Genomic DNA, 25,360 nt, shown 5'->3' on the forward strand with positions numbered 1-25,360 from the left:
ATCATTCACCTCCTCCAAATGTATCTTTGAACAAAATTGCTTTTAATTCAAAGGCACCATTTGTGACGACCTTGTCTCCTTCTTTGAGTCCAGAGATTACTTCGACCATTTTGTCATTTGTACTACCGGTTGAAACTTCTAGCCATTGGTAAGTTTCCGGTTTGTTTTCTATAAAAACATATTTAGAATCTTGGTACGATTGAATTGCAGTTTCGGGAATTTGAATTCCTGTCCTTTCGTTCACACTTAGGATTGCCCTTCCAAACAATCCAATTTTTGCTTTTTTGTTTTGGTTTTTGAAAACTACACGTGCATGAACTGTTCGAGATTCGGGATCTACTTTTTCACCAATGTGTTCTAATTTTCCATAAAAGTTTAATTCAGGATAAGCATTCAAAATAACATCTGCCGGTATCCCTTCTGATAAATATTTTAAATCATTTTCATATATTTTTGCTTGGAACCAAAGATTGGTAAGATTGGCAATGGTGGTTAGAATCTGATTTCCTGCCACAATAGAACCTGGAACTGCATTTCTTGATAAAGCTAGTCCAGACCTTGGTGCATAAACAAGGTATTGTCCTGTGGAACTATTATCGATGTTTAAGCCGTTCGCACGTAGATTTTCTTCAGCTGAATTTTTCTCTGATTCAATCACTCGTAAATTTGCTTCCGCATCAATTTGTTCTTGTTTAGCAGCTAAATTCATTTTTACGAGTGAACTAATTCTTGTTAAGTTTTGTTCGGCTGCATTGTATTTAGATTTTGCAACGAGATAAGTAGATCTAAGTTTTGCAAGTTCTGGAGAATCAATGGTTGCTAGTTTTTGTCCTTTTTGAATGGTATCACCTTCAACAAAATACACACTTGTGACTCTACCAGAAATTCTGGCGGGAACATCCATTATGTCATCTGGGACTGCTTCTGTTTCTCCTATCAGTTCTATATTTGAGTGAATTTTTTTTAGAGAAACTAATTCGACTTCAATCGAAATTGCATCTCGTTGTTCCTTTGTTAAATGAAGAAAATTTTTGTTTGTGGTAATTTCTGGAACAATTGTTTTGTTACGACTGCTTTGCCAAAAATAGATAACACCGATTAAAATAAGGATAGAAAAAATGATGAGTTTAAAATTAATTTTCATGGTCGAACTTCCATTGAATTTGTTGGTAATCCAAGCACTCGTATCAACTCAAGTTGCGATACTTCGTATTCTGATTTGGTGCTTAGATAATTTAGTTTAGTTTGTAATAAGATTCTTTGTTGGTTGATTGCATCGATAATTTTTATTTTACCGAATCTGATGGCTTCTTGTAGATTATTTAGATCGGATTCCGCTCTTTCTAGTTTGTTTTCATCATAAAGTTTTACTTCATCGGTGAGTGTGATAAAATTTGTAAGCGCAAACAATACTTCTTGTTTGATATTTCTAGATACAGATTCTTTCAATTCTTTTGAGCTATCGATTTTGGAAGAAGAGATGATCGATTCGCCCTCATAATCTCTCCAGACGATCAGAGGAATCGTTAACATCCCGCCTACGACTCGTTCATTAAAGCCATCGTTTTGTGCAAAAGCACCCAAACTCACATTTGGAATTTTTTGTTTTCTAACTTCGTTATGTCGGAGTAACGCTAGTTCGATTTCTTTTTCCGTAAGAAAAATTTCTGGTCTATATTGGTATGCTATTTTCACCAACTCAGATTTATCTTTAGGTAAATCGTTAGGTAGTTTCCACTGGAATGCATTTAATTGCGTTAACTCAAATGGAAAACCAAGCAAAACTTCTAATTCAGACTTTGCATTTTCGTATTGCCTTTGTGAAAAATTCCAAATTTTGAAAATACGGATTTCTTCTGCTTCAGATAAGGATTCATCAATTCCAGGTGAAAGTCCTTCGTTGATTCTAGCTTTGGAAACTTTTTTAAGTTCTTTTACCAAATTTAAACTATACAAACTGTTTTCCTTTTCCAAAAAAAGGTATCGAAATCGTGTTAGTTTTTTTAATGCTTCAAATTCTAAAAGTCGTTTAACGGATTCTAGTCGATATACTTGTGCTCTAAATTCTTCATCGGCGATTTTAATGGCAATTTCTCTTTTCCCATTGGTGTAAATTTCCTGATTTACCATAACTTGAAAGTTATTGGCCGTAGAAAGAGTGGATCCTGTGATTGGTCCCGCTGTGTCTCCCTTTCTATTGGCCACATAACCAGAAAAAGTTGGATTTGATGGAAAATAATAGGAGGCGATTTTTTTCCTTCCGGAAATTTCCTTCAGTTTAATTTCCTCGATTCGAAAATCAGGATGGCGATTGACGATACAAATACTCAATTCTAACATTGAGTTTTGATTTTGACATGAATTCCCAAGACTTTCTTGGGATTCGATTTTTGAATTAAAAATTGTAGACATCAATAGAAATATTGAAAGCCAATTCAATTTAATATTCTTTATAATTGAAGAATAAAACATGGAACCTCCCACGTAGATAACGCAAGTAAACGGATGTGCGAAAGAACTAGGTTATCTGTTGTCTTGGAGGTCTGAAAAGATAAGATAGAGTAGAAAAATTGGGAATAGGAAATTCATTCAGTTCAAAATATACTTTATGTAGATTGATTAGAATATATGAAAGATATAGATTTGAAGTGATAGAAACTATAGAATTACAAGGGCAAGAAAAACAAACATGTTCGGAATGTTCTGCATCATCGCCAAGATCGTGACCCGGATCGATGCCAAGCGTATGGTCTAAAAAAGCGTAGGGACACCCACTTTCAGGAGTACCTAAAGATCCACAATTCACCTCATTGTCGACAATCCTTTGGTACATAAAATTGGCTGAAAACACCAATACAAAACAAAATAGAAAACTTTGTTTGAGTGCGTTTTTTTGCCAACCGAAGAGTTTCATACAATTATTGAAAGTTTGGAATCTCCTTTGCAGTTTGCAATAACTTATCTACGATTTCAGGGACACAAAGTGGTGAGACGTGACTCGAATCTGTATACAAACGACAATTGGTATTCCCTCTATTCAGAGATATACGACGAATATTTTTGGAATTTTTCTCAATTAATTGTTCGGAAATCGAATCGAATAAATTTCCGCCGGTGATCGATTTTCTACGTTCCTTATAATAGGGATGTACTTGTGGTTCCCAGATAACGGTGGGAATGTTATTTTCTTCAGCAAGATCAATAATTCTTTTAAAAAATCCAACTTCAGTCTCTGAAATCAAGAAGTTGTTAAGCAATAATTGTTCTTGAGATTTACTGTAATTTACAATTCGTTCTTCATATTCTTTTGGAGTAAAATTATCGATTTCAATTCCCGTATTATTAGGGTTAAATGGTCTTTTTTTATTTAAGTAGGAAGAAAGTGCAATGAAATATGTATCATCCGCTGCTCTTTCCCCTTTTATTAAATTTGAAATTCCTTGGATAGGACGTATGTGATAATTATAAGAGACAAATAACAATCTACTTAATACATCTAATTTATATTTAGCATTAAATACAGGGAAAATATCAATTAATTCTCGCTCTGTTAACATTAACTCTTTCCACTTCGTTTTGTAAGAGTAAACATTATTCTCGTTTAACATTTCTTCTGAGAATTCTATAAATAATAAATTTGGTTTAAATCCACCATCTACCATTGATTTAAGTAAAAGGTAGTATAAAAAATATTCAGAAGCTTTTAGAGCAAGTCGTGTTTCAAAATAGATTGGTTTATTGTAAGTACTTTTGTTTACAGGAATATTTTCCCATTCATGGAATATATCTGATCGGGAGGATCCAGTAACTACTGTTACATTAAATTTTTCGGATTGTAACCGCTTATTTTCTTCCCAAACTTTCGGAAATCCAACGAGAATATTTTGTCCAGATTTATAAGGTCTTCTAGCAGCTTCACGGAAATCAGGGATACAGGCAATCTTATCAACAGTGAAAATAAAAAGTATTAAAAGTAATGGATAAAAGTAAATTTTCTTTAGTGTCATATTTAATCTCAGAATTGGAAATAGATAAAGGTTTCAGTAGCGGCTTCAATCTTTACTAAAGCAAAATAAACTAGAATAGTACAGAATGGTATCAACCAAACTATATAAGGATCTAATTTATCTTTAAAATAATTTTTATATTCAACGAATTGTATTACATAACTACCAATCATAAGTCCCCAAAAATCGGGTTTATAAATAATTTTTCCTTTAAGATTGATAACGGAAGACCAAAAAGTTGATATTTTTTCTAGAGTATCGATTCTGAAAAATGTAGCTAGAACTGAAAAGATTGTAAAAATCCAAATAACAGCCATGACTTTTTTTAACGGTGTCATATTGCTTCTATTAGGTTTACCAAAAGCAAACCTTTCGATGGATAGAAAAATTCCGTGGAAAAAACCCCAAAGAAAAAAGGTGTAAGTATTTCCATGCCACAAACCTGACAATGACATCACAATGATTGTGTTTATATTATATCTCAATTCTGTAACGCGGTTTCCTCCCAATGGTATGTAGAGGTAATCTCTGATCCATGTTGAAAGTGTATAATGCCATCGGCTCCATAACTCAGCAAAACTAACGGATAAAAACGGGGATCGGAAATTTTCAGGAATTTCATATCCTAACAAAAATGCAGATCCTCTTGCTAAGTCTGTGTATCCTGAAAAATCACCATAAACTTGGAATGAAAAGGCAAACGTTGATAAAAAAATTGATACCCCATCATATTCTCCTGGATTGGCATAAACAGGATTGATCAATTTTGCGATTTGATCCGCGATGAGTACTTTTTTGATAAGACCTGATAGTATATGAAAGATCCCACGTTGAACAAAATCTAAAGTAAGTTTTGCGTGGTCGATTTGGTCATAAAAATCGTCATGGCGCATGATGGGTCCGGCAATCAGTTGCGGGAAAAATAGAATAAATAATAAAAAATTAATGAAAGGTGATTCTGTAAATTTACCTCTCCAAGCATCAACGAGGTAAGCAATCATTTGAAATGTATAGAAACTGATTGCTAAAGGTAAAACAAATTCTGATAAGGATTGGAAAAAGGGAATTGTTAATTCCCCTTCCGACATTAGATATTTTAAATAGGTTAATATATATTTAAAAAAACATAAATTTAATAAATTTATGGATACTCCAATGATAAGGAAAATTTTCCTCTTTGTTTTTAGAATTCCAATCACACAAAGGTGGGTGATAATGATAAAAAGTACGAAGTGTATTAAAAACGAACCACTCCAATATCCATAAAATAATAATGAAAAAACGATTAGGATATATTTGCGAAACCGAGAAGGTGAAATCCAATAAGTGATATAACAAGCTATAAAGAAAAAGAAATAATCAATCGAATTGAACAGCATTTTCCCTAGAATTTCTCGAATATTTTTTTCTACTACTCATTTATGGAACATACTTGCCTTAATATTGAAATTGGACAAGATCAGTTCTCAAGATGTCGCAAAATCCTCTATGGACTCCCGTTTCTCATTCGAACAATCTCAACAAGTTCCAAAATCTTATCGAAACAAAATTGGGGAAATCCTTTCCTGATTATGTTTCCTTCCATCAATTTTCTATCGATGAATCGCAGATTTTTTGGAAAGTATGGTTACAAGAATCAGGACTGATTCTAAAAACACCGGCAATCCAAACTTTTGTGAAGGGGAAACAGTTTTCTGAAACAAAATGGTTTCCTGGTGCTACTTTCAATTTTGCTGAAAATTTACTGGAGAGAGGGAATCCAAAACAAGAAGCGATCGTTTTTTACGGTGAAGATGGAGGTGTACAAAGGTTAACGTTTCAAGAATTAAAATTAGAGGTCATTAAATTACGAAAACACTTACTTTCGTTAGGAATTCAAAAAGGAGACCGGGTTGTAGGAATTGTGCCTAATGCTCCCATTTCTACCATTGGCATGTTGGCAACAGCATCGTTAGGTGCTATTTGGTCTAGTGCTTCGCCTGATTTCGGAGTCAAAGGGATATTGGATCGATTTGAACAAATTTACCCAAAGGTAGTGATTTCTGTGGAATCCTATTCGTTTAAGGGAAAAGAAATTTCGATCATTGAAAAATTGGAAGAGATCACCCAAACTTTATCTTCCGCAAAAAATTCCGAATTCAAAGAAACAATTTTATATGAATTTATGAATCCTATCAAAGATTTTGGTAAGATTAAGAATCCGATTCGTTACCAAGATTTATCACAAGCATTGGATGAATCAATTGATTACGTTCCTATCAGTTTTTCTGATCCAGTTTACATCATGTTTTCATCAGGAACAACTGGTCTTCCAAAATGCATTGTCCAAGGAGGGGGAGTATTACTCAATCATACCAAAGAACTGGCGTTACATTGTAATGTATCAGAAGCGGATCGGTTTTTTTATTATACAACCTGTGGTTGGATGATGTGGAATTGGTCTCAATCTGTATTGGCATTGGGTGCAACCTTGTACCAGTTTGATGGGAATCCATTTTATCCCAATTGGGAAACCCTTTGGAGTATGGCAGAAAAAGAATCCATTCAAATTTTTGGAACCAGTGCCAAGTACTTATCTGTATTAGAAGAAGAAGGAATTTCAGTAAAATCGAAATACTCACTACCAGATTTAAAGGTGATTCTTTCGACAGGTTCCCCCTTACCTGTTTCTGGATTTCAGTATGTATATGAAAATATCAAAACAGATGTTCAATTATCTTCCATCTCAGGTGGAACAGATTTAAATGGATGTTTTGCTTTGGGAAACCCAAGTTTACCTGTGTATGCTGGTCAAATTCAATGTAAAGGTTTGGGAATGGATGTCCAAGTATTTGACAGTATGGGAAGATCTGTCACTGGAGAAAAGGGCGAATTGGTTTGCCTAACTCCATTCCCTTCTATGCCTTTATACTTTTGGAATGATGAATCTGGTGCTAAATACAAAGCAGCCTATTTTGAAACCTATGATAATATATGGTGTCATGGTGACTTTGCTTCCATCACTCCAGAGAATGGTGTTATCATCTATGGAAGATCAGATGCTACACTGAATCCTGGAGGAGTTCGTATCGGAACTGCTGACATCTATTCCGTTGTTTCTAAAATACAAGAAATTAAGGATTCGGTGATCATTGGCCAAGACTACAAAGATGATGTGAGAGTTGTCTTGTTTGTTGTTCTCGCAGATGGAATTGAATTGGATGATCGTTTAGTTAAAAAAATCAAAGAACAAATCAAAAATGAAACTTCGCCTAGGCACGTTCCTTCTATCATCTTAACAGTACCAGAAATTCCTTATACGATCAATGGCAAAAAGGTAGAAATTGCTGTGAAACAAACTGTTGCTGGTATCGAAGTAAAAAATAAAAATGCTTTGGCAAATCCGAATGCACTTGATTTTTTCAAAGATAGAAATGAGCTAATGCAATGAATGGTTCTAAAATCCGTCTTTCACTCATTTTTGGAATTGTCCTTTTTACATTCCCAATTAGTGCGCAAGTTGAAAAATGGAAAACCTGCCTAAGGACACATTGTATCTCCTTCCATTTACCATCGAATTGGTATTTAACCAACCGAAAGTCAAATGGGAGTTCAACTAAGTTTGATCATTTTCGAACCAGTCCATTAAAGGAAGAGTCGGGCAGAGAAATCATTCCAGCGATTGTGATCCTTTTTAAAGAATCAGAAAAACAACAATATCTCGATCCAATTCTTTTTCATTTAGAATCCAAACGATATATTCTTGTTTCAAATGTAAAAGAATATTATAATTTACAAAAATTAACGGAAATTAAAAACAAAGAAGTTTATCAATTTCTTGGAATGGTTGGAAGTTTTAAAGACAAAGAAGATACAATCGTCCAACATTATATCACCTCCACTTCAGGAGAATTTGGATTTGTAATCATAGTAACTTGTTTTGAATCAGTTTACCCTCGGATCGAAAAAGATATCAAAATATTCCTAAATTCATTGGCTTACGAAAAAAGAGTTTCACCGTGGAACTTTGTTACTGTAAGTGAACAATTGATGAAAGCAAAACAAATGGAGGCAAATGCAGATACTCGTCTTAAGACTAAAAAAATTGAGGAAATATCTATTGCATTGGGCGAGTTAGATGATGCTTGTGAGTTGGGATCCATGTCTGCTTGTGAATTATTTTCAAATTTAATGAATGTTGGACGTTGAAGATTCGTTTCAATTGAAAGGTTAACGGTTATTCTTTTGCATTTTTAGAATGTACTCAGCTAAGGCATCAATTTCATTTTTTCGCATATGTGAATATGCTTTCATATAAGTTCCAGGTATTCCATTTTTGATGCTGTTTGCAATGGATTCTTTGGAGGAACCATTCAAATAGGTTGTACGATCTTGGAAATTAGGAATTCGGGTTTCTCTTAGTAGATGTGTCCGTGTACCTCTTCCATTTCCTTCGGGTCCATGGCAAGAGATACATCCATTTTGAATGTACATTGCCTCGGGTAAAGGGACGGTGGTTGCTTTCGGTGGAGGTGGTTCTTTGGTTATCGAATCATTTTCTGAATTACAACCAAAAAGAATCATACAAAAAATGAGTCTGATACAAACATACCGGTATTGATATCGTCCCATCTTCAATCGCAATACACCGAAGCAGCAGACAAATCAATATTATATTTTTGAGATAAGTAACAGAAAACAATGGTACGACCTGGATTGGATAAACTCACATTGTAATAGAGAACTTCGCTAATATTTCCAGAGAAAAAATTACCAGGACTAGAGTTAGAACCTAAATAAAGATTATTTTGTGAATATGTTTTACTTGGATCTGTTGGGATACCAATCGCATATCCACTTGAATACATACCAAAGGATACTCCATTTAATTGTTCTGCTGCAATTAGATAGGGAAAGTTTGTATAGGGAAATTGGATGTTACTAGAGCCAACAATTCCATCCGATGGTTTTGCCATTCGAATATTGTCTCCATCAAAATAGTATGAGACACCAGGTGTTGCTGATTCAAAAAATGTATCATTGGCGTTGGCTGTTCTTGATAAGGCGATGAAAAAAGTGGAACTATTGGATGGAATGTTTGCCGCACTACCGCGGAACAAATACTCAGAATTGCCAGCGTTAAAATTTACAGTAGGTTTATTATTGAAACCTGTATTATTATAGGTTGGAGATGCACCTCCTGTGAAAAAAGAAGCCGCGTTTCCACTTCTGTCATGCCAAGTGGTGATAGGTGAAAAATTGGATTGATTTGAAAAACTATCGGCACTTAGGTGAAGTTTTAAACTGCTAGTTGCCGGATTTGCATTCCAAGTAATCACTTGTTTTGGATCATATCCTGATAATGCTTGGATTTCCATGATCGTTAAAGCACGGTTATATACCAGAACTTCATCCAATTGACCATTAAATCCATTGATTAAATCAGATCGAATTCCAATCGTAAAAACATTGGGATTTGTATCCCAAGTATTTTTGGTTTGGCTGATGAGTTTGGCTCCATTATGGTAAATAGAGGCAACATAACTTCCAGCTGGACCTTCAAACACACCACAAAGGTGATGCCAGACATTTTCATGGTTATAATAAAATTCTTCTACATCGTTTAGATAACCTGAAAAAAAGTATTTTGAACTAGTATTACCAGCACCTAACGCAATCATGCGATCAGTGGAATTGGGCCCAATGCTAACCATTGTCCCGGAATTGAGTGCCGCTGATTTGTATTGCACACAAATCGTTCTTGGTTGGGAATTTTTTGGTAATGATGAGGTTGTAGTGGTTACATTTAGGTAAGTACTTCCGTTTGTATTCAAAGCGGAAATTCCATTTCCATATTTGTCGGAAACAAGAGTTGCTCCTATACTTGTGGTTGGATTTCCGAACCCACTTACATCATCAAAATTTTTATTAAAATCGTAACGAGCAACTAAACCATTGGGGATTTGTGCTGAGAGTGTTCGGACTTCCTTTTGAGAGAGTGCTTTTGCATAAATTTTAATCTCATCTACTTTTCCCCCAAACATATGGCCTGGAAACGAAGCCATTCGACCAACATATAATCCTGTTCCTGTTGTTGTATTGATAGACGAACCAATGTTCACTGGTCCACTAATTTCCACTCCATCAACATATAACCAACCATTGTTACCGTCAAATGTACCACAAATATGAGTCCAACGATTTAATGGCAGTGTATAGGATGGATACAATTCTCCCCCGCCGAGACCACCAAACCGAAGTTTTAAGTCACCAGTAGGTGATGCTCTGTATACATTTAGAATGAATTCAGTGGAGGGACCTGCACCTCCATATGTGATGAGAGGGGCATTGTCTCCCATATTCGGATAGGTTTCTAGGTTTACCCATACACAGATACTCCTTGGTTGTGTTCCATGTGGTAAACCCTGTTCCGAGCCGAGTAAGTATCCACCAGAAGATGCAGAAATCCTGACTGCGGAATTATTTGTTTTGTTGATTCCAGTTGAATAGTTTGTCAAGGGACCAAAAAAAGACAAACTTCCGCCAAGAGGTCCCTTGGAAGTAGAGTCTCCTGCAAATTGGTATTGAGCTGCCAATTGGATTGGTCGAGAAGCATAGGAATTTCCAACCAAGGTATTGTCTGCATTTTTTGCTAAGTCACTTACCTCTGCTTCATTGAGTTCCCTGTTGTAGAAACGCAAATCGGCAAGTCTCCCTGGGAAGAAAAAGGAACCAGCTGAGGAAACACCAATTGTCAAATTTCCTGAAACGGGATTTGTACTTAAGGTTTTTTCAAACACTAAGTTTCCGTTAAAATATACTTTGTATAAATCGTTACTATCAATAGTTAATGCAACATGGGTCCATAAGTTAGGTATAACTGTTACATTTGTAGAATCAGGGAGCATACCACCGCGGTAGATTGCTAATTGGTCTTTTGCATCTATAAACAATCCATGGCCATTGGTTGTAAAATCACCATTATAAAAAATTACTTTTCCGATTCCAGAGTTTGTTCCATCCCATAAAATCCATCCAGCCATTGTGACTTTATTTACCGACGAACTTGGAGAAGGTGCTGTTCCTGCATTCCCTATGGAAGTGCTCGCTGAACCATTTAATTCATTAAATCTACCATTTCCAAACGTAGGGCTTCCGATTGAAGTAATTGTTTGGTTATTGACAAAATTGTAATTTGAACCGTTTAAAGGATAATAAGATTGTAAACTTTCTGACTTTAAGGTTCGAAGCGCATTTACAGTTCCAAAAACAATCACATCACCAAGGTTGGAAATGTATTTTGGTGATTGTATGGATGCTGATACACCAACTCCATTTAAAAGTCCAGTGTTTCCGGAACCAGCAATTGTGATCACTTCTCCAGTGCCACTATGTACCCTTCGGATCAAATGATTCCCATAATCTGCCACATACAAAAAGATGCCATCGGAAGTAATCCCGTGTGGTAAATTGAAGGAAGCATCAGTTCCAACGGCATCAATGTATCCATTGGTTGAATTTCCACATAGAATCGTTGTAACACCAGTAACTTTGTGGGTTTTTGTGATGTTGTAAGTTCCTAAATTGGTAGCGTATAAGTAATCACCGATGATGGTGAGTCCCTCAGGAAAACTGATATCCCCACCCGTGACGAGGGTTGATACCTCACGCGTACTTAACTTGATGACACGTATTGCTGAATTATTTCGATCGGCGATGTACAGTTTATTATCATCAATCACAATGCCAGCAGGAGATGCAAATCTGGCGGCAAGTGGATCTGTTGAATCAAGATTTGCATTTGCCGGTGAAACCACAGTATCATCACCTGCAAAAGTCTCCGCATAACCAGAGCTAATTAAAACACGTTTGATACGATTACCCAAGGTTTCTGTCACATACAAATATGTTCCATCTGTTGTGATTCCTTTTGGTAAATTGAATGTTCCAGTTATGCCTGATCCAGGAGTATTTCCTGCGGTACCACTTCCCACTAGTGAGGAAACGGTATTGGTCATTGGATTGTATACACGAATTTTATGATTACCAGAATCTACGATAAAACCTTTTGTTCCATCATAAGTAATGCCACTGATGTCATTAAAACTGGATGCTGGAGCAGGGCCATCACTTGATCCACTGCCTGCTACACCCGCTGCCGTTGTAACATCTCCTTTATAATAATGGATTTGGACAGGTGCTTGTTTTTTTAAGCCAATTGCATTTCCATATCGGTAACCTGCTACACAATTCACTGTAACATTTGTGATGTTGGCACCTAACATAGTTCCTTGGATGTTTGATTGAACGGCACAAACAAATCCTGGTGGTTCTTGGGTGATTTGGATTTCATAACCGGTTCCACTGGCTATGGGTGTCGCAAAGGAAATGGGAGTGGAAGTTGCACCTGCAGGAACATTGATAGTATCAACACCATTGGTAACAGTTAGGCCTGAGGGTAAAGTTACAGAACTAGTAACGTTTCCACTCATGTTGTATTGATTTACAGAACATGAAATTGCGATGTTAGTAATCGCTGTATTGGAAACTGTACCATTTGCATTTGTGATATTACAAGTTTGCCAAGGATTTTGTGGACCTGATAAGACAGAGACCGTAAAATTTGTACCTGTAGGTAATGCCGTGTTGAATGTAAACGTTCCATTACTTGCAATGATTAAATCATCACCACCATTATTCTGTAAAACAAAAGTATTAGTTCCAAAGGGTGTCGTGAGAGTACTAATTGTTCCACCAACTGTATAAACATTTGGTTGGTAATTGGTACTCAAAACATCACTCTGAGCATAAGTCACTTTACACATTCTTGCTTTTACATTTTGAGAAACACCAGGTGTTGGAAAAATATAATTCCCAAGGACACCCGTATTACATGTGTTGAGTGAAGGGCCACAATCTGGATCCGTAGGGACAGCCACCGCTGAAGTATGGCAAACCCATGTGGAACCTGTAGTTGTACTTGAAAAACTTACATTTTGGCCAGAGTCCAGAAAGGATCCAGTCGCCAAACTTGGAGTTGGTGTCGCGACTTTGAGTGTATAGGAAGCAGTGACAACTTGTGATTCCACCCAACCCACCTTACAATGGATCGCTTTGATCACTGCTTGGTTGTTATCGGATATCATGACTGTGGATGTTGTTATTGTTCCTGTGGCACAGGTTGGATCCGCTTGGGCTCCATTGCCAATTGTGTAACGATACTCCGATCCTGGGATCAAACTGGAAATGGTAACAGTCCCATCATCGTTAAATAGAGAACCACTAAGAGGAGAAAAACTGGGAAGTGTCAAACTACAATTGATTACAACGTTGGACATATTCGACACAATCCCTGAATGAGTTGCTCCTGCGGTAATCGTACAAGTTTGGTTAGGTGGATTTGTAAAAACGACAATCTGATAATCCACACCACCTGGAATGGTACTTGGGAATGTGAAATTTGTGACACCTGGGTTAATGCTGATCGATTGGGTAGGAAAAGCAGGAGATCCTCCCGTTTGCACCAAATCTAAAGTCACTGGTCCACCTAATACACTTGTTGTTGTACCCCCAGGACTTGAAACTGAACCACTGACTAAAAATGCATTGCTACAATTGACAGCAAAGTTTGTAGGTCCGTTTCCTACTGTTACTGTACTAGACGATAATGTACAAACTCCAGAAGTGATGACTCCTCCTGGGTTATCAACGGTTACAGTAAAATTTCCACCACTTAAATAGGTTCCTGGGAAGGCGAAAGTCCCATCGGCAGTGACATTAATTGTATTGGAACCATCTAATGTCAGTTTTAGTTCATTTCCTACTGTGAGTGTACCTAAAATTCCAATGACTTGGGCACTGACAGCATAAGAATTGGTTGTACAATTGATGCTTGCGGATATGGGTGACGCAACCATCGTACCATTTGTGACAACAGGTGTTGTTATGGAACAAGTTTGGCTAGGGTTAGTCGGTTGGCTTATGATACTAAAATTATAAGTCTCACCCACAGGAAGTGGTGGAAATGAAAAACTTCCACTATTGACATTGATGACATCAGTCCCAACACCAGTTACATTTTGTAATTGTAATCCATTCCCAGAAAGTCCAGTTGCCGTTCCACTGATGAGATACAATGCACTCCCACAAACTACCTGTATCCCTTCAATGTTTCCATTGAGTACTGTTCCTTGGCCTGAAGAGACGATACAATTTTGAATGGGGGAACTTGGAGGTGTTTTGACTGTTACTTTATAATTGGCACCAGAATTTATTTTTTTAGTGAAGGTATACGTGCCATTTGTACTGATATCCATCACCTCACCGTTGTTTTCGATTTGTAATCCAGTTCCGAGTAAACCAGAGACTTGAAAACTAACAGAATAAGATAGGGTATTTGCTTGGAGAAACCGTAATGTTGTAAACGTTTCGAGTAAGGAACGATTGATTGTAGGAAACGAACATCCAAAGGTAGGAAGCAAAAATAAGGATATGATGAATTTCTGAAGGAATCTTTTTCCAATGATCCAATCATTCCGATCTAACAATTTCATTTCTAAAGAAGAGTAACAACTGAGAGGTGATTTCGTCTAGAGAAAATCTAAATTTTTAGAAAATAGACGCTGTTTCCAACAAAGAAAAACTGATTTGGATGATAGACCTATCGCATCCACATTAAGATTCATTCTCATTCGAATGAGAACCAAGTTCAATGCGTACATACAAAGTTTGGAAATTTATTTTTAGTGAATGTTCTTGGTTTTTTCTCGCAATTCACTTGATTTTGTTTAATCTATGTTTCCAAGTAGACCTTTTGATTTTAAAAATTCTGGATTGTAAATTTTGGACTGGTATTTGGTTCCTGTGTCACATAACACGGTCACGATGGTGTGCCCTGGTCCCAATTGTTTCGCAATTTGGTAAGCAGCTGCCAAATTGATCCCCACACTACCTCCCATAAACAAACCATCCTCTCGGAGTACTTTTTGTAAGATATTGAGTGCTTCCTTGTCATGGATACGAACCGCGTCATCGGCTGGCATTCCTTCCATATTTTTTGTGATCCTTCCTTGGCCAATTCCTTCTGTGATAGAAGCACCTTCAATGGTAATGGTCCCTGTTTTGACATATGAATACACGCCAGAACCATGTGGGTCACAAACGATACATTTGACGTTTGGATTTTTGGACTTAAGATACAAAGCGGTTCCAGCATACGTACCACCGGTTCCGATAGATGTGGTCCACACATCAATTTTACCCTGTGTTTGGTTCCAAATTTCAGGACCCGTGGTTTCAAAATGTGCGTTTCGATTGGCAAGGTTATCAAATTGGTTCGCCCAAAGTGAATTGGGTGTTTCCTTTGCAATTTGTTCTGAGACTCGTACATAATTTCCCGGATTGGAATAAGGAACTGCTGGAACCAAAATCAACTCAGCGCCTAACGTATGTAACATATCAATTTTTTCTTTCGATTGGGTTTCTGGGATGACAATGATGGTTTTATATCCTTTTGCATTACAGATATGAGTGAGTCCAATACCTGTATTCCCAGCTGTACCTTCCACAACCGTTCCCCCTTTTTTGAGAAGGCCTTTTTTTTCTGCATCTTCAATGATGTACAAAGCTGCTCGGTCTTTGACAGAACCACCTGGGTTTAGGAATTCCGCTTTGCCGAGAATTTCACATCCAGTTTCTTCACTTAATGAATGGATACGTATGAGGGTTGTATTTCCAATTGTGCCAATAAATCCATTTCTAATATCTGTTTTCATGAGAATACACTTGACTCCTTATCATTAGACATCAATTTCCAAGTTTATGTACAAGTCCCTTCGTCAGTGGTTTGCACCAGCACCCGCGATCCCACAAAAATCGAAAGAAGAAATTTTAACTCTTTATCCAAAACTAAGGTTTCAAGTATTGGAGTCGACTTTCATCGGTTATACGGTATACTATTTAACACGTAATAATTTTTCTCCCGTTTCGAAAGAAATTGGGGAAGCATTGTCTTATTCCAAATCTGATTTGGGTGACATCTTAGCTGTAACTGCCATCACTTATGGAATTGGAAAATTTTTTATGGGGGCATTGTCAGATCGTTCCAATCCTAAAAAATTTATGGCAGTTGGATTATTACTCACTGCCATTTTAAATTTTTCATTTGGATTTGCGAATCATTATTGGATCCACTTATTTTTGTGGGGAGCCAACGGCCTGGTTCAAGGTATGGGTTGGCCTCCATGTGGTCGCTCCTTGGGGCATTGGTATTCCGTGAGGGAAAGGGGTACTACGTTTGCATTTTGGAATATTGCACATAATATCGGAGGAGGGATTGTTGGAGTTGTTGCTTCTCATTCTGCTGCAAAATTTGGTTGGCAATATGCTTTTTTTGTTCCGGGTGTGATTGCCATACTCGGAAGTGTTTATTTATACTTTCGACTTGTGGACACACCGCAGTCTGAAGGACTTCCACCCATAGAAGAGTATAGAAATGATTATCCACCTGAAGAAAAAGAGAATCATGAAGAAGAGTTAACCACCAAGCAACTGATTGTTGAACAAGTTTTATTAAATAAATATATTTGGTTATTTGCTATCATCAATTTTTTTGTTTATATCATCCGGTATAGTTTAATTGATTGGGGTCCAACATATTTAAAGGAAACAAAAGGTGCGGATTTACTTGGTGGAGGATATTCCACTTTGATTTTAGAATTCGGTGGAATTGGATCTACAATTCTGATGGGATGGGTTTCCGACAAGTTTGATGGAAGAAGGGGAATGGTCAGTTTACTTTGTATCATTCCTATCTTCTTTGCATTTTTAGGAATTTTATTCAATCCTCCAGGAAATATCTGGATCGACTACGTTCTGTTTGGTTTGATTGGACTATTCATTTACCCTCCAGTGATGTTGTTAGGTGTAGCAGGAATGGATTTTACATCCAAAAAAGCAGTTGGTACAGCAGCTGGATTTATTGGGTTATTTGGATCACTCGGACGCACCGCACAAGGGAAAGGAATTGCTGTTTTATCAACAAATTATTCCTGGGAAGTTGCCCTCGGAGCAATTCTTGTTTCCACTCTCATTGCCATTTTCCTTTTGATTTTTAGTTGGAATCTGCGTCCCAGAGGTTAAATCAATTGACGAACGAATTGTTTGGAATTCAATTTACGTGTTATGAATCTAGGCAAAAAAATCTCAATCGGAATCATTGGAATCATCGCTGTCCCACTTGTTTTGGCAATATTTTTACCATCAAGTTACCAAGTGGAAAGGACAATTGACATTACAAAACCAGCAAGTGATGTATTTGCATTCATTCGTTTGTTAAAGAACCAAGACCAATATAGTGTATGGGCAAAACGTGATCCCGATATGAAAAAGATTTTTAGAGGGGAAGACGGAACAGTTGGTTTTGTGTCCCGATGGGAAAGCCAAGTGAAAGACGTTGGTGTCGGTGAACAAGAGATTAAGATGATCAATGTTGAAACGTTAGAGATGCAAACTGAATTACGATTTTTTGAACCGTTTGAAGGAACTGAAAGAAGTTATATGAAAGTTTCTTCTTTAGATCCAAAAAAATCAAAAGTAATTTGGGGTTTTGATGGATCTATGCCTTATCCATTTAATTTGATGTTACTTTTTATGAATTTTGAAGAAATGATTGGAAATGATTTTGAAGAAGGTCTTTCCAATTTAAAACAAGTATTAGAAAAATAAGGTTTATTTCCCCTTTGAACAAACAAAATATCTATTGGCAACTCTACCAAGAGGATCCCATCATCAAACCAGGATTTCCATCTCCGATTCTGGCAGATCCTAGTTTTTTATTTCCTGAATCTTGCCCTGATGGTCTGTGGCATTTATTTGCGCATAACATCTTCGGTGTGTTAGAGTATGTTTCCGAGGATGGTATCCATTGGAAAAAAAAGAAATCCATTGTTCGTAATGCAATGCGTCCTTTTATCTACTCTGAAGATGGAACTTATTATTTGTATTATGAAAAATACAAATTTTTACATGTCCTCATGTCTTGGTTTCCGTATCGTAAATGGAAATCAAAAATTGAAGTGAAAACGAGCAAAGATTTAGTCCATTGGTCAGCTTCAAAAACTGTTATCGTGCCAAAATTTCCATTTCATAAAGATCCAAACTTTGGTGAATCTGTTAGTAATCCTTGTCTTGTGAAATTTGGAAATAAGTACAGGATGTACTTTTCATCATCACTAGTGATGATTCCTGATTGTGGTTTTTGTGAACCAAAGTACATTACGGTTGCTGAAGCCAGTTCCCCACTAGGCCCATTTTCGTATTTTTCAGATCCGATTTTATCACCTAACGATATGGATCCATTTTGTAATTTGGGTGCCGGTTCCATTAAAGTGATCCCTTGGAAAGGCAGATACTTAGGGTTTCAAAATGGTATTTTTTGGAATCCCGTTAGGAAGGAATCTTGTTCGGCAATTCTATTTTTACAAAGTGAAGATGGAATCAATTTTGAACGAATCAACAACACACCAATCCTTGGTCCTACTGGGCGCGGTTGGAAGGCAAGCCATGTCTATGCATGTGATGTGAAGTATTCCGAAGCTGAAAATATTTTTATTCTCTACTTTAATGCAAGAGATAAAGCACATTGGACAAAGGGAAAAGAAGCGATTGGATTGTTTGTTGGGAAGGTGGAAGAAACAAAAGAAAATCTCAAATCTAAATCTACGTCCAAATCAAAAAAACAAGGGAGTCGTTCCCTTAAAAACAAACCGAAAGAGAAAGCGAAAGTGACTACGAAAAAGATTCCATCAAAACCCAAAACAAAGAAGTCTAAATCCAAATGACAAAATCACTGATCGGACATTCAAAAGACCTAGGAGATAATTTTATCATTCGTCGTGTTCTTCCTGCCTTAGAAAAAAGGTCAGTGGGACCCTTTGTTTTTTTTGATCACTTTGGACCTGTACCTGTTGTCACTGGTGAAGAACTTGTTGTCCGAGCCCATCCACATATTGGACTTGCTACCATTACCTTTTTGTATGATGGAGTGATCACACACCGAGATAGTTTAGAAGTAGAGATGGACATTCGGCCCAATGAAACCAATTGGATGGTTGCAGGGTCTGGTATTGTTCATAGTGAACGATCTAAATTTGATCCTAAATATGAAGTATTAGAAGGAATACAAACTTGGATAGCACTCCCTAAAGAGAAAGAACAAATATCCCCAAGTTTCCAACACCTTTCTGAAGCAGAAATCCCCGTGATGAAACAAAAAGGACTTACTTTTCGTTTGTTAGGTGGTAAATTTTTGGATTTAGAATCATCAGCCGTAGTTCATTCACCACTTTTTTATGCTGACATCGATGTAAAAATAGATGCTGGCCAAATAGAGTGGCAACTTTCTTCTGAAGAAGAAGCTGGCTTGTACATAGCGAGAGGTGCCATCGAATCAGAGGGGGAATCTTATACGGTTGGAAGTATGGTTTTATTTGAAAAAGGAATGAAAGTATCCTTTAAAGCAAAACAAAACAGTCGTTTGATGTTACTTGGAGGGGAACCTTTGAAGGAAAAACGGCATTTGTATTGGAACTTTGTCGCAACTAGCCAGGAATTGATTGATTCTGCTAAGGAAAGATGGGCAAAGGATGAATTTCCAAAAGTTCCAAACGAAACAGATCGGATTCCTTTACCCAACTAAATTTTATTTTTTATTTTAAAGCATCTGCTGCTTTTTTGTATTCGTCAGCTTCTGCACGGAATTCTTTTGCAAGATTCAAACAATGTTCTTTGAATTTTGCTTCGGATACTGCTTTCCCACCTTTATTGCCAGCCATCTTTTCGTGGCGTTTTGCATTTTCTTCTTTTTCTTTTGCCATTGCATTTAGGTAAGAACGTGCAGCTTGTTTACTTTCTGGGGAATTTGCCTCTTTTATCATCAAATTCTCTAATTCAGACAACGCAAAAAGCGAAGTGGAAGCTAACACGAGTAAAATGGAAATAAGTTTTTTCATAGAACCTCTCTACACTCCATTATACCAAATGAATCAAAAAGTCAATAGGTCTTGTTATTGATATTTTACAGTATCGGTTCCACTGGACATAAAAGCAAGTTTTGTCCCAGGGGTTACACTTGCATGAATTGTCTCAGAAAATCCGGAAGCAGTCACAAAAAATGTTTCTCCAGTTCCAACTGTACGATTTAGTTCTGGAAAATAAATGGATCCAGAAACAGTGAAAAAAATTCCAAAACAAACTGGATCAGATAACGGGGCAAAGGTGAAGTTTTGAGCTTGGTTGAATTCCCAAGATTCAAGCCTGAATTTATCATTGGAAGTGAATAAAAATCTAGGGAAAGGATGGTAACCTATTAGTTCTTTTTTTAGTTTTTCGTCACCATTCGATTTTGAAAAATTCAATACTGAGAATGCTTTTTCTAAATGTAATTCTCTTGGTTTACCATCGTCCCCAATTCTTCCGTAATCATAAACTCGGTAAGTAGAGTCAGAGGATTGTTGCACTTCTAAAAGTAAAACTCCACCACCTATCGCGTGTATGGTTCCTGGATTTAAAAGGAATACATCACCAGGTTTTACTTTCCATTTTTTGAGAACAGATTCTCCTAAATTTTCTTTAACAAGTGCTTCATATTCATTTCGGTTTGTATGAATGTCAAATCCTACAACCAGTTCTGCCCCAGGATCTGCTGATAAAACATACCAACATTCTTTTTTACCATTGGACTGTGGATCATATTTGAGCGCATAATCATCGTTTGGGTGAACTTGGACAGACAGTTTTTCTTTTGCATCAATGACTTTTACGAGTAGGGGTAAACCTGAATTGGAAAATGGTTTTCCTAAAACTTCGTTGGGTGCTTTTTGAATGAGTTCGGTTAACGGAAGATTTGGAAATTCTGGATTTTGGATCTTGGAAACATCGGAACCATAAACGGAAACTTCCCATGATTCTCCAATCAATCCTTCTGGGATACTTCGTCCCATTTTTGATTCCAATTTCCTGCCACCCCAAATTTTTTCTTTATAAATAGGGGATAGAAATACGATTTTTGGAATCCTCTCCATTGGTTTCCTTTTTAGACAGCGGTCTTTGTCCGTAAAGGGATATTTTTATGGATGAGAAGTTTCACCCGTAGGATTTTTTTCTTAAAATGTGTGAAGGAATCGGGACGAAATTTGGAAAGATCAAATTCAAAGATTTTGGATGGGAGAAGAGTCGAAACTGGAAATTCTACATTTAGTTTTCGGTACCCTTTATAACTACCACGGCCATTGCATGCAGAACAATGTGGGTCACTGCCCATACAATCACGACATACAATCCGAACGGTAAGTGGGATCACGGCAATCACAGGACGTACAGTTTCCGATTCTTTTAAATCAATCACCAAATCATAATCAATGCCCGTAACCTTCCTACGATCTTTATTGCGAAACCCTTTTCTCATAAGCCCACGTTTAGCAAGGTCAATGATCCCTGTTGTAAACCGTACACGGGACACTGGTAAAACAATTGGATGTTCTTCTAGTTTTCGTTTTAAAAATGCTTTTGCATAATTCTTTTTGAACTCATCATCATACTGTTTTCTTGAATCTCCAGTAAGAGTTTGGTAGGCAAAATAAATGGTTTGGAACTTGGCATAAGATCCAGAGATGGGATTGTCGGGGTGGTAAAGTTTTGCGAGACGACGGAAAGAAGATTTAATCTCTTCCGTCGTAGCTCCAAAGGGGATTTCTAATGCTTCGTATAGATTGGTGTTTTGCGGTGGCATTAATTAACAAATCCCACCTAAATTCAACTACGGCTCTTCGAAATCTCCACTCACAGAGATTTCCATTACGGATTCAGAAACCATTTTAGTTTCGAGTTTTCCTTTTGCTTGGATGTAACGATCAATGTTTCTTGCTACTTCACGAAGCCTGTCACGGTAAGCGGTTGCCAATCGAATTCTTTCCCATGGGCTTTGGATTTTTTCCAATTCATAATTGAGAGTGTTGTCGTCAGCGTTTGTAACAGTTCGTACGGAAAGGATTAGTCCTTTCACTCCGCCAGCTGTACTGTTTTTGAGTTCGCGGTAGGTTGTAACTGGGTCTTTTCCTTTCTCTGTTAATGACTTACGGGACCAAAAGGAAAGTTCATCAAGGGAAAAACCACCACCTTCAGCACCACCGCCACCTTTCAGTTTCATTACAAAACGGCTGTGCATCACATAACGTGGCTCATAAGGTAAGTGGATTTCACGTGCACTGGAAACTTGACCATAACGACTGTCTTTGATTTTTTTCTCAAAGCTAAGGAACTTGATCTTTTCATTGATCATGGCGTGGTAATCATCCACTTCCTTACCGATACGATCGATTTTTTGTTGTTGTTTGGCATTATATGGGATGAGAGCGATGCTTCCATCTGGATTCAATTTGTGGGAATCTGCTTGGCTCACAGGTTCATTTTTTTCATCCGCGGCAAAAAGACCAACGGTGAAGAGGAAGGTAAAAATTAAGACAAACGAGGTACGCATAAGAACTCCCAGATAGTAAACTCTATATCTATTTTCGACTTTTGAAATGAAATTATTAATTTGTTAAAAATAAGGTTGAACAAAAAACGTAAAAACAGGAGGCTAGCGGTAGGTCTCCCATGGAAATAAATCTGAAAAAGAATGCAGACGCTTTTGTGATCAGCATTTCCGGAAGTTTGGACATTTACACTTCCTTGGATTTTAAAAACTTCCTAGAAACCAATATCCCAAACCAACCTTCAAACAACCTCCACGTCATCATCAATTTAGAGAAATTGAACTACATCGACTCTTCTGGGATTGGAATGCTCATCAAACAGCTGAATTATGTCCAAGAATTGCAAGGGAAGTTCTCCATTGCCAATATGAAACCGGCAATTGAGAAGGTATTTAAGGTAGCAGGGCTTACCAGTTACTTCCAAACCATTGGGGAAGACGAATACCGCGAAAAATACGCGGTATAATCAATCCTTTTCGTCCAAACGGTTTTCGACAACAAACGCATCCCAAATCCCCCAAAAACGGCCGACAGAGTTTTGACTCGGCACTAAATCTACGTAAATTTTGCCATCTGGGTATTCAGAAGGTTCTAATGGGATTTCGACAGGATTCTGGAAACCCTTCGTACGTTCTGTCAGGATGGCACGTTTGGGTTTTCCGTTCACAAAAATTTGTAATTTTCTAGGTTTGAACTTTGATCCCCTCAGTGGTTTGTACATCGTTAAGTCCAAATACAGGTACACTGTGGATTTTGTATCACTTGGTTTTTCTAATAAAAAACGAAGTCCCGACTCGGGCACCATCCGGCAAATGGAATCTTGTAATCCCAAGTAGGGACCATCCGGTTCTAATTCATACGATTGGTAGATGGCCCATGTTTTCAACTCGGGGAAGGTAGAAATGTCTTCTGGTAATAATCCTTCCTCCAATCCAAATTCTTGTTTGGGAATTTTCGAATCATCTGCGAAGAGTGCACCACTCGTTGATAAAAAGATTGCCGTAAAGAGAAGGATTCGTAGTTTCAATGGTAGCACCTATTCCAAGTATCGGATTACGAGACAAGTCCCCCTTTGAAAATTATTCGCTCTTTAGAATCGATCCAAAATGAATTCCAACAAGGCTCTTCTTTGACACTTGGAAATTTCGACGGAATCCATGTGGGCCACCAAACACTTTTGTTACGGACAGTGGAAAAAGCCAAGGAACTTGGAATCCCTTCGGTTGTGGTTACTTATTATCCAAACCCGGCAGTTGTGCTTGGGAAAAAACCAAATTTTAAATACCTCTCCTCAGAAAAAGAAAAAGAGGAACTCATTCGCGGGTTCGGGATTGATTACCTCATCGTTTTAGATTTTACCATCTCACTCTCGAAGATGTCTGCAGAAAACTTTTTAGAAAAAATTATGATCCAAACTTTACATGCCAAACACATTGTGATTGGTTATAACCATTTTTTTGGAGCTGAAAGAAGGGGAGATTTTACACTTCTTGATTTTCATAAGGCTAATTATGGTTATGCGGTTGAGTTAAGAGAAGCAGTTTTAAAAAAAGACAGTAAAATTTCATCCTCTCTCATCCGAGGTTTTCTCGACAAAGGAGAAATGGAAGAAGCAAAGATCTTACTCGGACGAAATTATCATATCTCTGGAACCGTGGTGGAAGGTTCCAAACGTGGGCGTACCATTGGATTTCCAACGGCAAACCTCCAAGTTCCAAGTGATAAACTTTTACCATCGGTGGGTGTGTATGCTTGTTTTGTGAAGTTTGATGGAAAAGATCACAAAGGAATGGTAAACATTGGATTTAATCCCACCTTTGACGGATTAGGTTTACATGTAGAAGTAAACATCTTTGATTTTGAAGGAAATTTATATGGACAAGAAATTGAATTGGAAATGGTAAAAAAAATCCGAGAGGAACAAAAGTTTGATGGGATTGATGCTTTAAAAAATCAACTGACCAAAGACAAAGAAATAAGTTTGTCTATTTTGGCACTTCGATAAACTCATAACTCAGTGTGGTTTAGGTCGGTAAAAGTTATAGGTTGATGACGTGGTATATTTTTCCTTTCCGTTTGATTTTACCAGCAATTGATTTGTGATTGGATTCCTTTTCTAAGATGGCATCGAGAGAGGTTTTGGAAATGGCCCAGTCTTCTTTTAATTCATCAAAATAAAAAGCACATTCCTTTTTCTCTCCATTTTTCATTAGGATGACATGTTTCTCTTTGGATTCCCCTTCTTCCATGAGGATAAATCCAGGGCCAGGAAACATAGGAATTAATTTGTCTTTGATTTTGATTTGTTTTTTGAAAGCAGGGATATTACGTAAAACTCGGTATGGTTTTTTCGGTAGAAGGAAATGTACCCCTTCTAACACATAACAGACGAAGGTTAGTTTTCCACTGTTATGGTTTTTGAGATTTCCTTTTAATGAAATCTGACTATTTTCTTGTGGGATTTCTTTTTTTTCCACCATATGGTGGGCAATTTTGGAAATTCGGTTTTTTAAAGCAGAATCTAAAAATTCAATTTTGTCTTCGGATTTGATTTTATCTAAGATGTGGTAAAGGGAATCAAATTCTTTTTGTTTGTATTCATTTTTGATTTTGAATTTGAGAATTTCAGCACTAAGGCGTTTGCTTCGTTGTAAAAAATAGGGAGACTCATTTGATTCCGAACATTGGATGAGTTTATCAGACAAACTCACTAATTTGGAAATTTGTTCGTTTACTTGCCGTTCCAAACCTTCTAAATGGATAAGTTCTTCTTCCAACTTCACTTTGGTTTGGAAGAACTCATCTGCATCCAGAATTTTTTTGGTAGGTTTCATTCGAAAT

General features: G+C 37.1%; 22 protein-coding genes. 8 read left to right on the plus strand and 14 right to left on the minus strand.

The genetic code is table 11. The features are described 5' to 3' along the window. Position 1 precedes the first annotated feature (1 nt). The 5 genes from DI076_RS15575 to DI076_RS15595 all read right to left on the minus strand — a co-directional run bounded on the left by DI076_RS15575 (position 2) and on the right by DI076_RS15595 (position 5,386). Positions 2-1,144, minus strand: a complete 1,143-nt coding sequence (locus tag DI076_RS15575; protein ID WP_108960656.1) for an efflux RND transporter periplasmic adaptor subunit — start codon at positions 1,142-1,144, stop codon at positions 2-4. After that, complete coding sequence (locus DI076_RS15580) at positions 1,141-2,340, minus strand: TolC family protein (RefSeq protein WP_245918462.1); 1,200 nt, start codon at positions 2,338-2,340, stop codon at positions 1,141-1,143. The genes DI076_RS15575 and DI076_RS15580 overlap by 4 nt, the downstream gene beginning before the upstream one ends. Before the next feature lie 178 nt (positions 2,341-2,518). Then, entirely contained in the window at positions 2,519-2,914 is a 396-nt protein-coding gene (locus DI076_RS15585) for a hypothetical protein (protein WP_108960658.1), read from the minus strand. Positions 2,915-2,918: 4 nt separating this feature from the next. Next, positions 2,919-4,007 (minus strand): DUF1574 family protein, encoded by a 1,089-nt coding sequence (locus DI076_RS15590; protein WP_108960659.1) that lies wholly within the window; start codon positions 4,005-4,007, stop codon positions 2,919-2,921. Between the two features lie 8 nt (positions 4,008-4,015). Further along, positions 4,016-5,386 (minus strand): MBOAT family O-acyltransferase, encoded by a 1,371-nt coding sequence (locus DI076_RS15595; protein ID WP_108960660.1) that lies wholly within the window; start codon positions 5,384-5,386, stop codon positions 4,016-4,018. 92 nt (positions 5,387-5,478) lie between these two features. Between DI076_RS15595 and DI076_RS15600 the strand changes: the two genes are divergently transcribed. Beyond that, positions 5,479-7,437: an acetoacetate--CoA ligase gene (locus DI076_RS15600; RefSeq protein ID WP_108960661.1), complete on the plus strand. Its 1,959-nt coding sequence runs from the start codon at positions 5,479-5,481 to the stop codon at positions 7,435-7,437. Then, complete coding sequence (locus DI076_RS15605; RefSeq protein WP_108960662.1) at positions 7,434-8,195, plus strand: hypothetical protein; 762 nt, start codon at positions 7,434-7,436, stop codon at positions 8,193-8,195. The genes DI076_RS15600 and DI076_RS15605 overlap by 4 nt, the downstream gene beginning before the upstream one ends. A gap of 21 nt (positions 8,196-8,216) precedes the next feature. Here the strand turns inward: DI076_RS15605 and DI076_RS15610 are convergent, their stop codons facing one another. The 3 genes from DI076_RS15610 to DI076_RS15620 all read right to left on the minus strand — a co-directional run bounded on the left by DI076_RS15610 (position 8,217) and on the right by DI076_RS15620 (position 15,760). Further along, positions 8,217-8,618: a c-type cytochrome gene (locus DI076_RS15610; protein WP_245918463.1), complete on the minus strand. Its 402-nt coding sequence runs from the start codon at positions 8,616-8,618 to the stop codon at positions 8,217-8,219. A gap of 2 nt (positions 8,619-8,620) precedes the next feature. Continuing rightward, complete coding sequence (locus DI076_RS15615; RefSeq protein WP_245918464.1) at positions 8,621-14,533, minus strand: LamG-like jellyroll fold domain-containing protein; 5,913 nt, start codon at positions 14,531-14,533, stop codon at positions 8,621-8,623. Between the two features lie 240 nt (positions 14,534-14,773). Continuing rightward, positions 14,774-15,760, minus strand: a complete 987-nt coding sequence (locus tag DI076_RS15620) for a cysteine synthase A (protein WP_108960664.1) — start codon at positions 15,758-15,760, stop codon at positions 14,774-14,776. 46 nt (positions 15,761-15,806) lie between these two features. On the opposite strand from DI076_RS15620, the gene DI076_RS15625 reads away from it, so the two are divergent. Genes DI076_RS15625 through DI076_RS15640 form a run of 4 tightly spaced genes read left to right on the plus strand, consistent with a single transcriptional unit; the run spans position 15,807 to position 19,683 of the window. Then, a complete protein-coding gene (locus DI076_RS15625) occupies positions 15,807-17,126 on the plus strand; it encodes an MFS transporter (protein ID WP_108960665.1) in 1,320 nt (439 codons plus the stop codon). Positions 17,127-17,168: 42 nt separating this feature from the next. Next, complete coding sequence (locus DI076_RS15630) at positions 17,169-17,711, plus strand: SRPBCC family protein (RefSeq protein WP_108960666.1); 543 nt, start codon at positions 17,169-17,171, stop codon at positions 17,709-17,711. 14 nt (positions 17,712-17,725) lie between these two features. Continuing rightward, a complete protein-coding gene (locus DI076_RS15635) occupies positions 17,726-18,826 on the plus strand; it encodes a family 43 glycosylhydrolase (protein WP_108960667.1) in 1,101 nt (366 codons plus the stop codon). Beyond that, positions 18,823-19,683, plus strand: coding sequence for a pirin family protein (locus tag DI076_RS15640; protein WP_108960668.1), 861 nt, complete (start codon positions 18,823-18,825; stop codon positions 19,681-19,683). Before DI076_RS15635 ends, DI076_RS15640 begins: the two co-directional genes overlap by 4 nt. A gap of 10 nt (positions 19,684-19,693) precedes the next feature. On the opposite strand, the gene DI076_RS15645 is transcribed toward DI076_RS15640, so the two are convergent. The 4 genes from DI076_RS15645 to DI076_RS15660 are packed head-to-tail and all read right to left on the minus strand — an operon-like array spanning position 19,694 to position 22,521. Beyond that, positions 19,694-19,996 carry an LIC_10421 family protein gene (locus DI076_RS15645; protein WP_245918465.1) on the minus strand — a complete coding sequence of 101 codons (303 nt, stop codon included), beginning with the start codon at positions 19,994-19,996 and terminating at the stop codon, positions 19,694-19,696. A gap of 54 nt (positions 19,997-20,050) precedes the next feature. Further along, a complete protein-coding gene (locus DI076_RS15650; RefSeq protein ID WP_108960669.1) occupies positions 20,051-21,067 on the minus strand; it encodes a type I phosphomannose isomerase catalytic subunit in 1,017 nt (338 codons plus the stop codon). A gap of 11 nt (positions 21,068-21,078) precedes the next feature. Next, on the minus strand, positions 21,079-21,774 hold the full coding sequence (locus tag DI076_RS15655) for a DnaJ domain-containing protein (protein ID WP_108960670.1): 696 nt from the start codon (positions 21,772-21,774) through the stop codon (positions 21,079-21,081). 27 nt (positions 21,775-21,801) lie between these two features. Next, entirely contained in the window at positions 21,802-22,521 is a 720-nt protein-coding gene (locus DI076_RS15660) for an LIC_12936 family protein (protein WP_108960671.1), read from the minus strand. A gap of 119 nt (positions 22,522-22,640) precedes the next feature. On the opposite strand from DI076_RS15660, the gene DI076_RS15665 reads away from it, so the two are divergent. Beyond that, positions 22,641-22,985: an STAS domain-containing protein gene (locus DI076_RS15665; protein WP_108960672.1), complete on the plus strand. Its 345-nt coding sequence runs from the start codon at positions 22,641-22,643 to the stop codon at positions 22,983-22,985. On the opposite strand, the gene DI076_RS15670 is transcribed toward DI076_RS15665, so the two are convergent. Further along, entirely contained in the window at positions 22,986-23,555 is a 570-nt protein-coding gene (locus DI076_RS15670) for an LIC10729 family protein (protein WP_245918466.1), read from the minus strand. It lies immediately after the preceding gene. Between the two features lie 36 nt (positions 23,556-23,591). On the opposite strand from DI076_RS15670, the gene DI076_RS15675 reads away from it, so the two are divergent. Further along, positions 23,592-24,524, plus strand: a complete 933-nt coding sequence (locus DI076_RS15675; RefSeq protein ID WP_108960674.1) for a bifunctional riboflavin kinase/FAD synthetase — start codon at positions 23,592-23,594, stop codon at positions 24,522-24,524. A 34-nt stretch (positions 24,525-24,558) separates the two neighbouring features. Here the strand turns inward: DI076_RS15675 and DI076_RS15680 are convergent, their stop codons facing one another. Beyond that, positions 24,559-25,353, minus strand: coding sequence for a hypothetical protein (locus DI076_RS15680; protein ID WP_108960675.1), 795 nt, complete (start codon positions 25,351-25,353; stop codon positions 24,559-24,561). Between the last annotated feature and the right edge of the window lie 7 nt (positions 25,354-25,360).

Source organism: Leptospira ellinghausenii (genome assembly GCF_003114815.1).
GTDB lineage: Bacteria > Spirochaetota > Leptospiria > Leptospirales > Leptospiraceae > Leptospira_A > Leptospira_A ellinghausenii.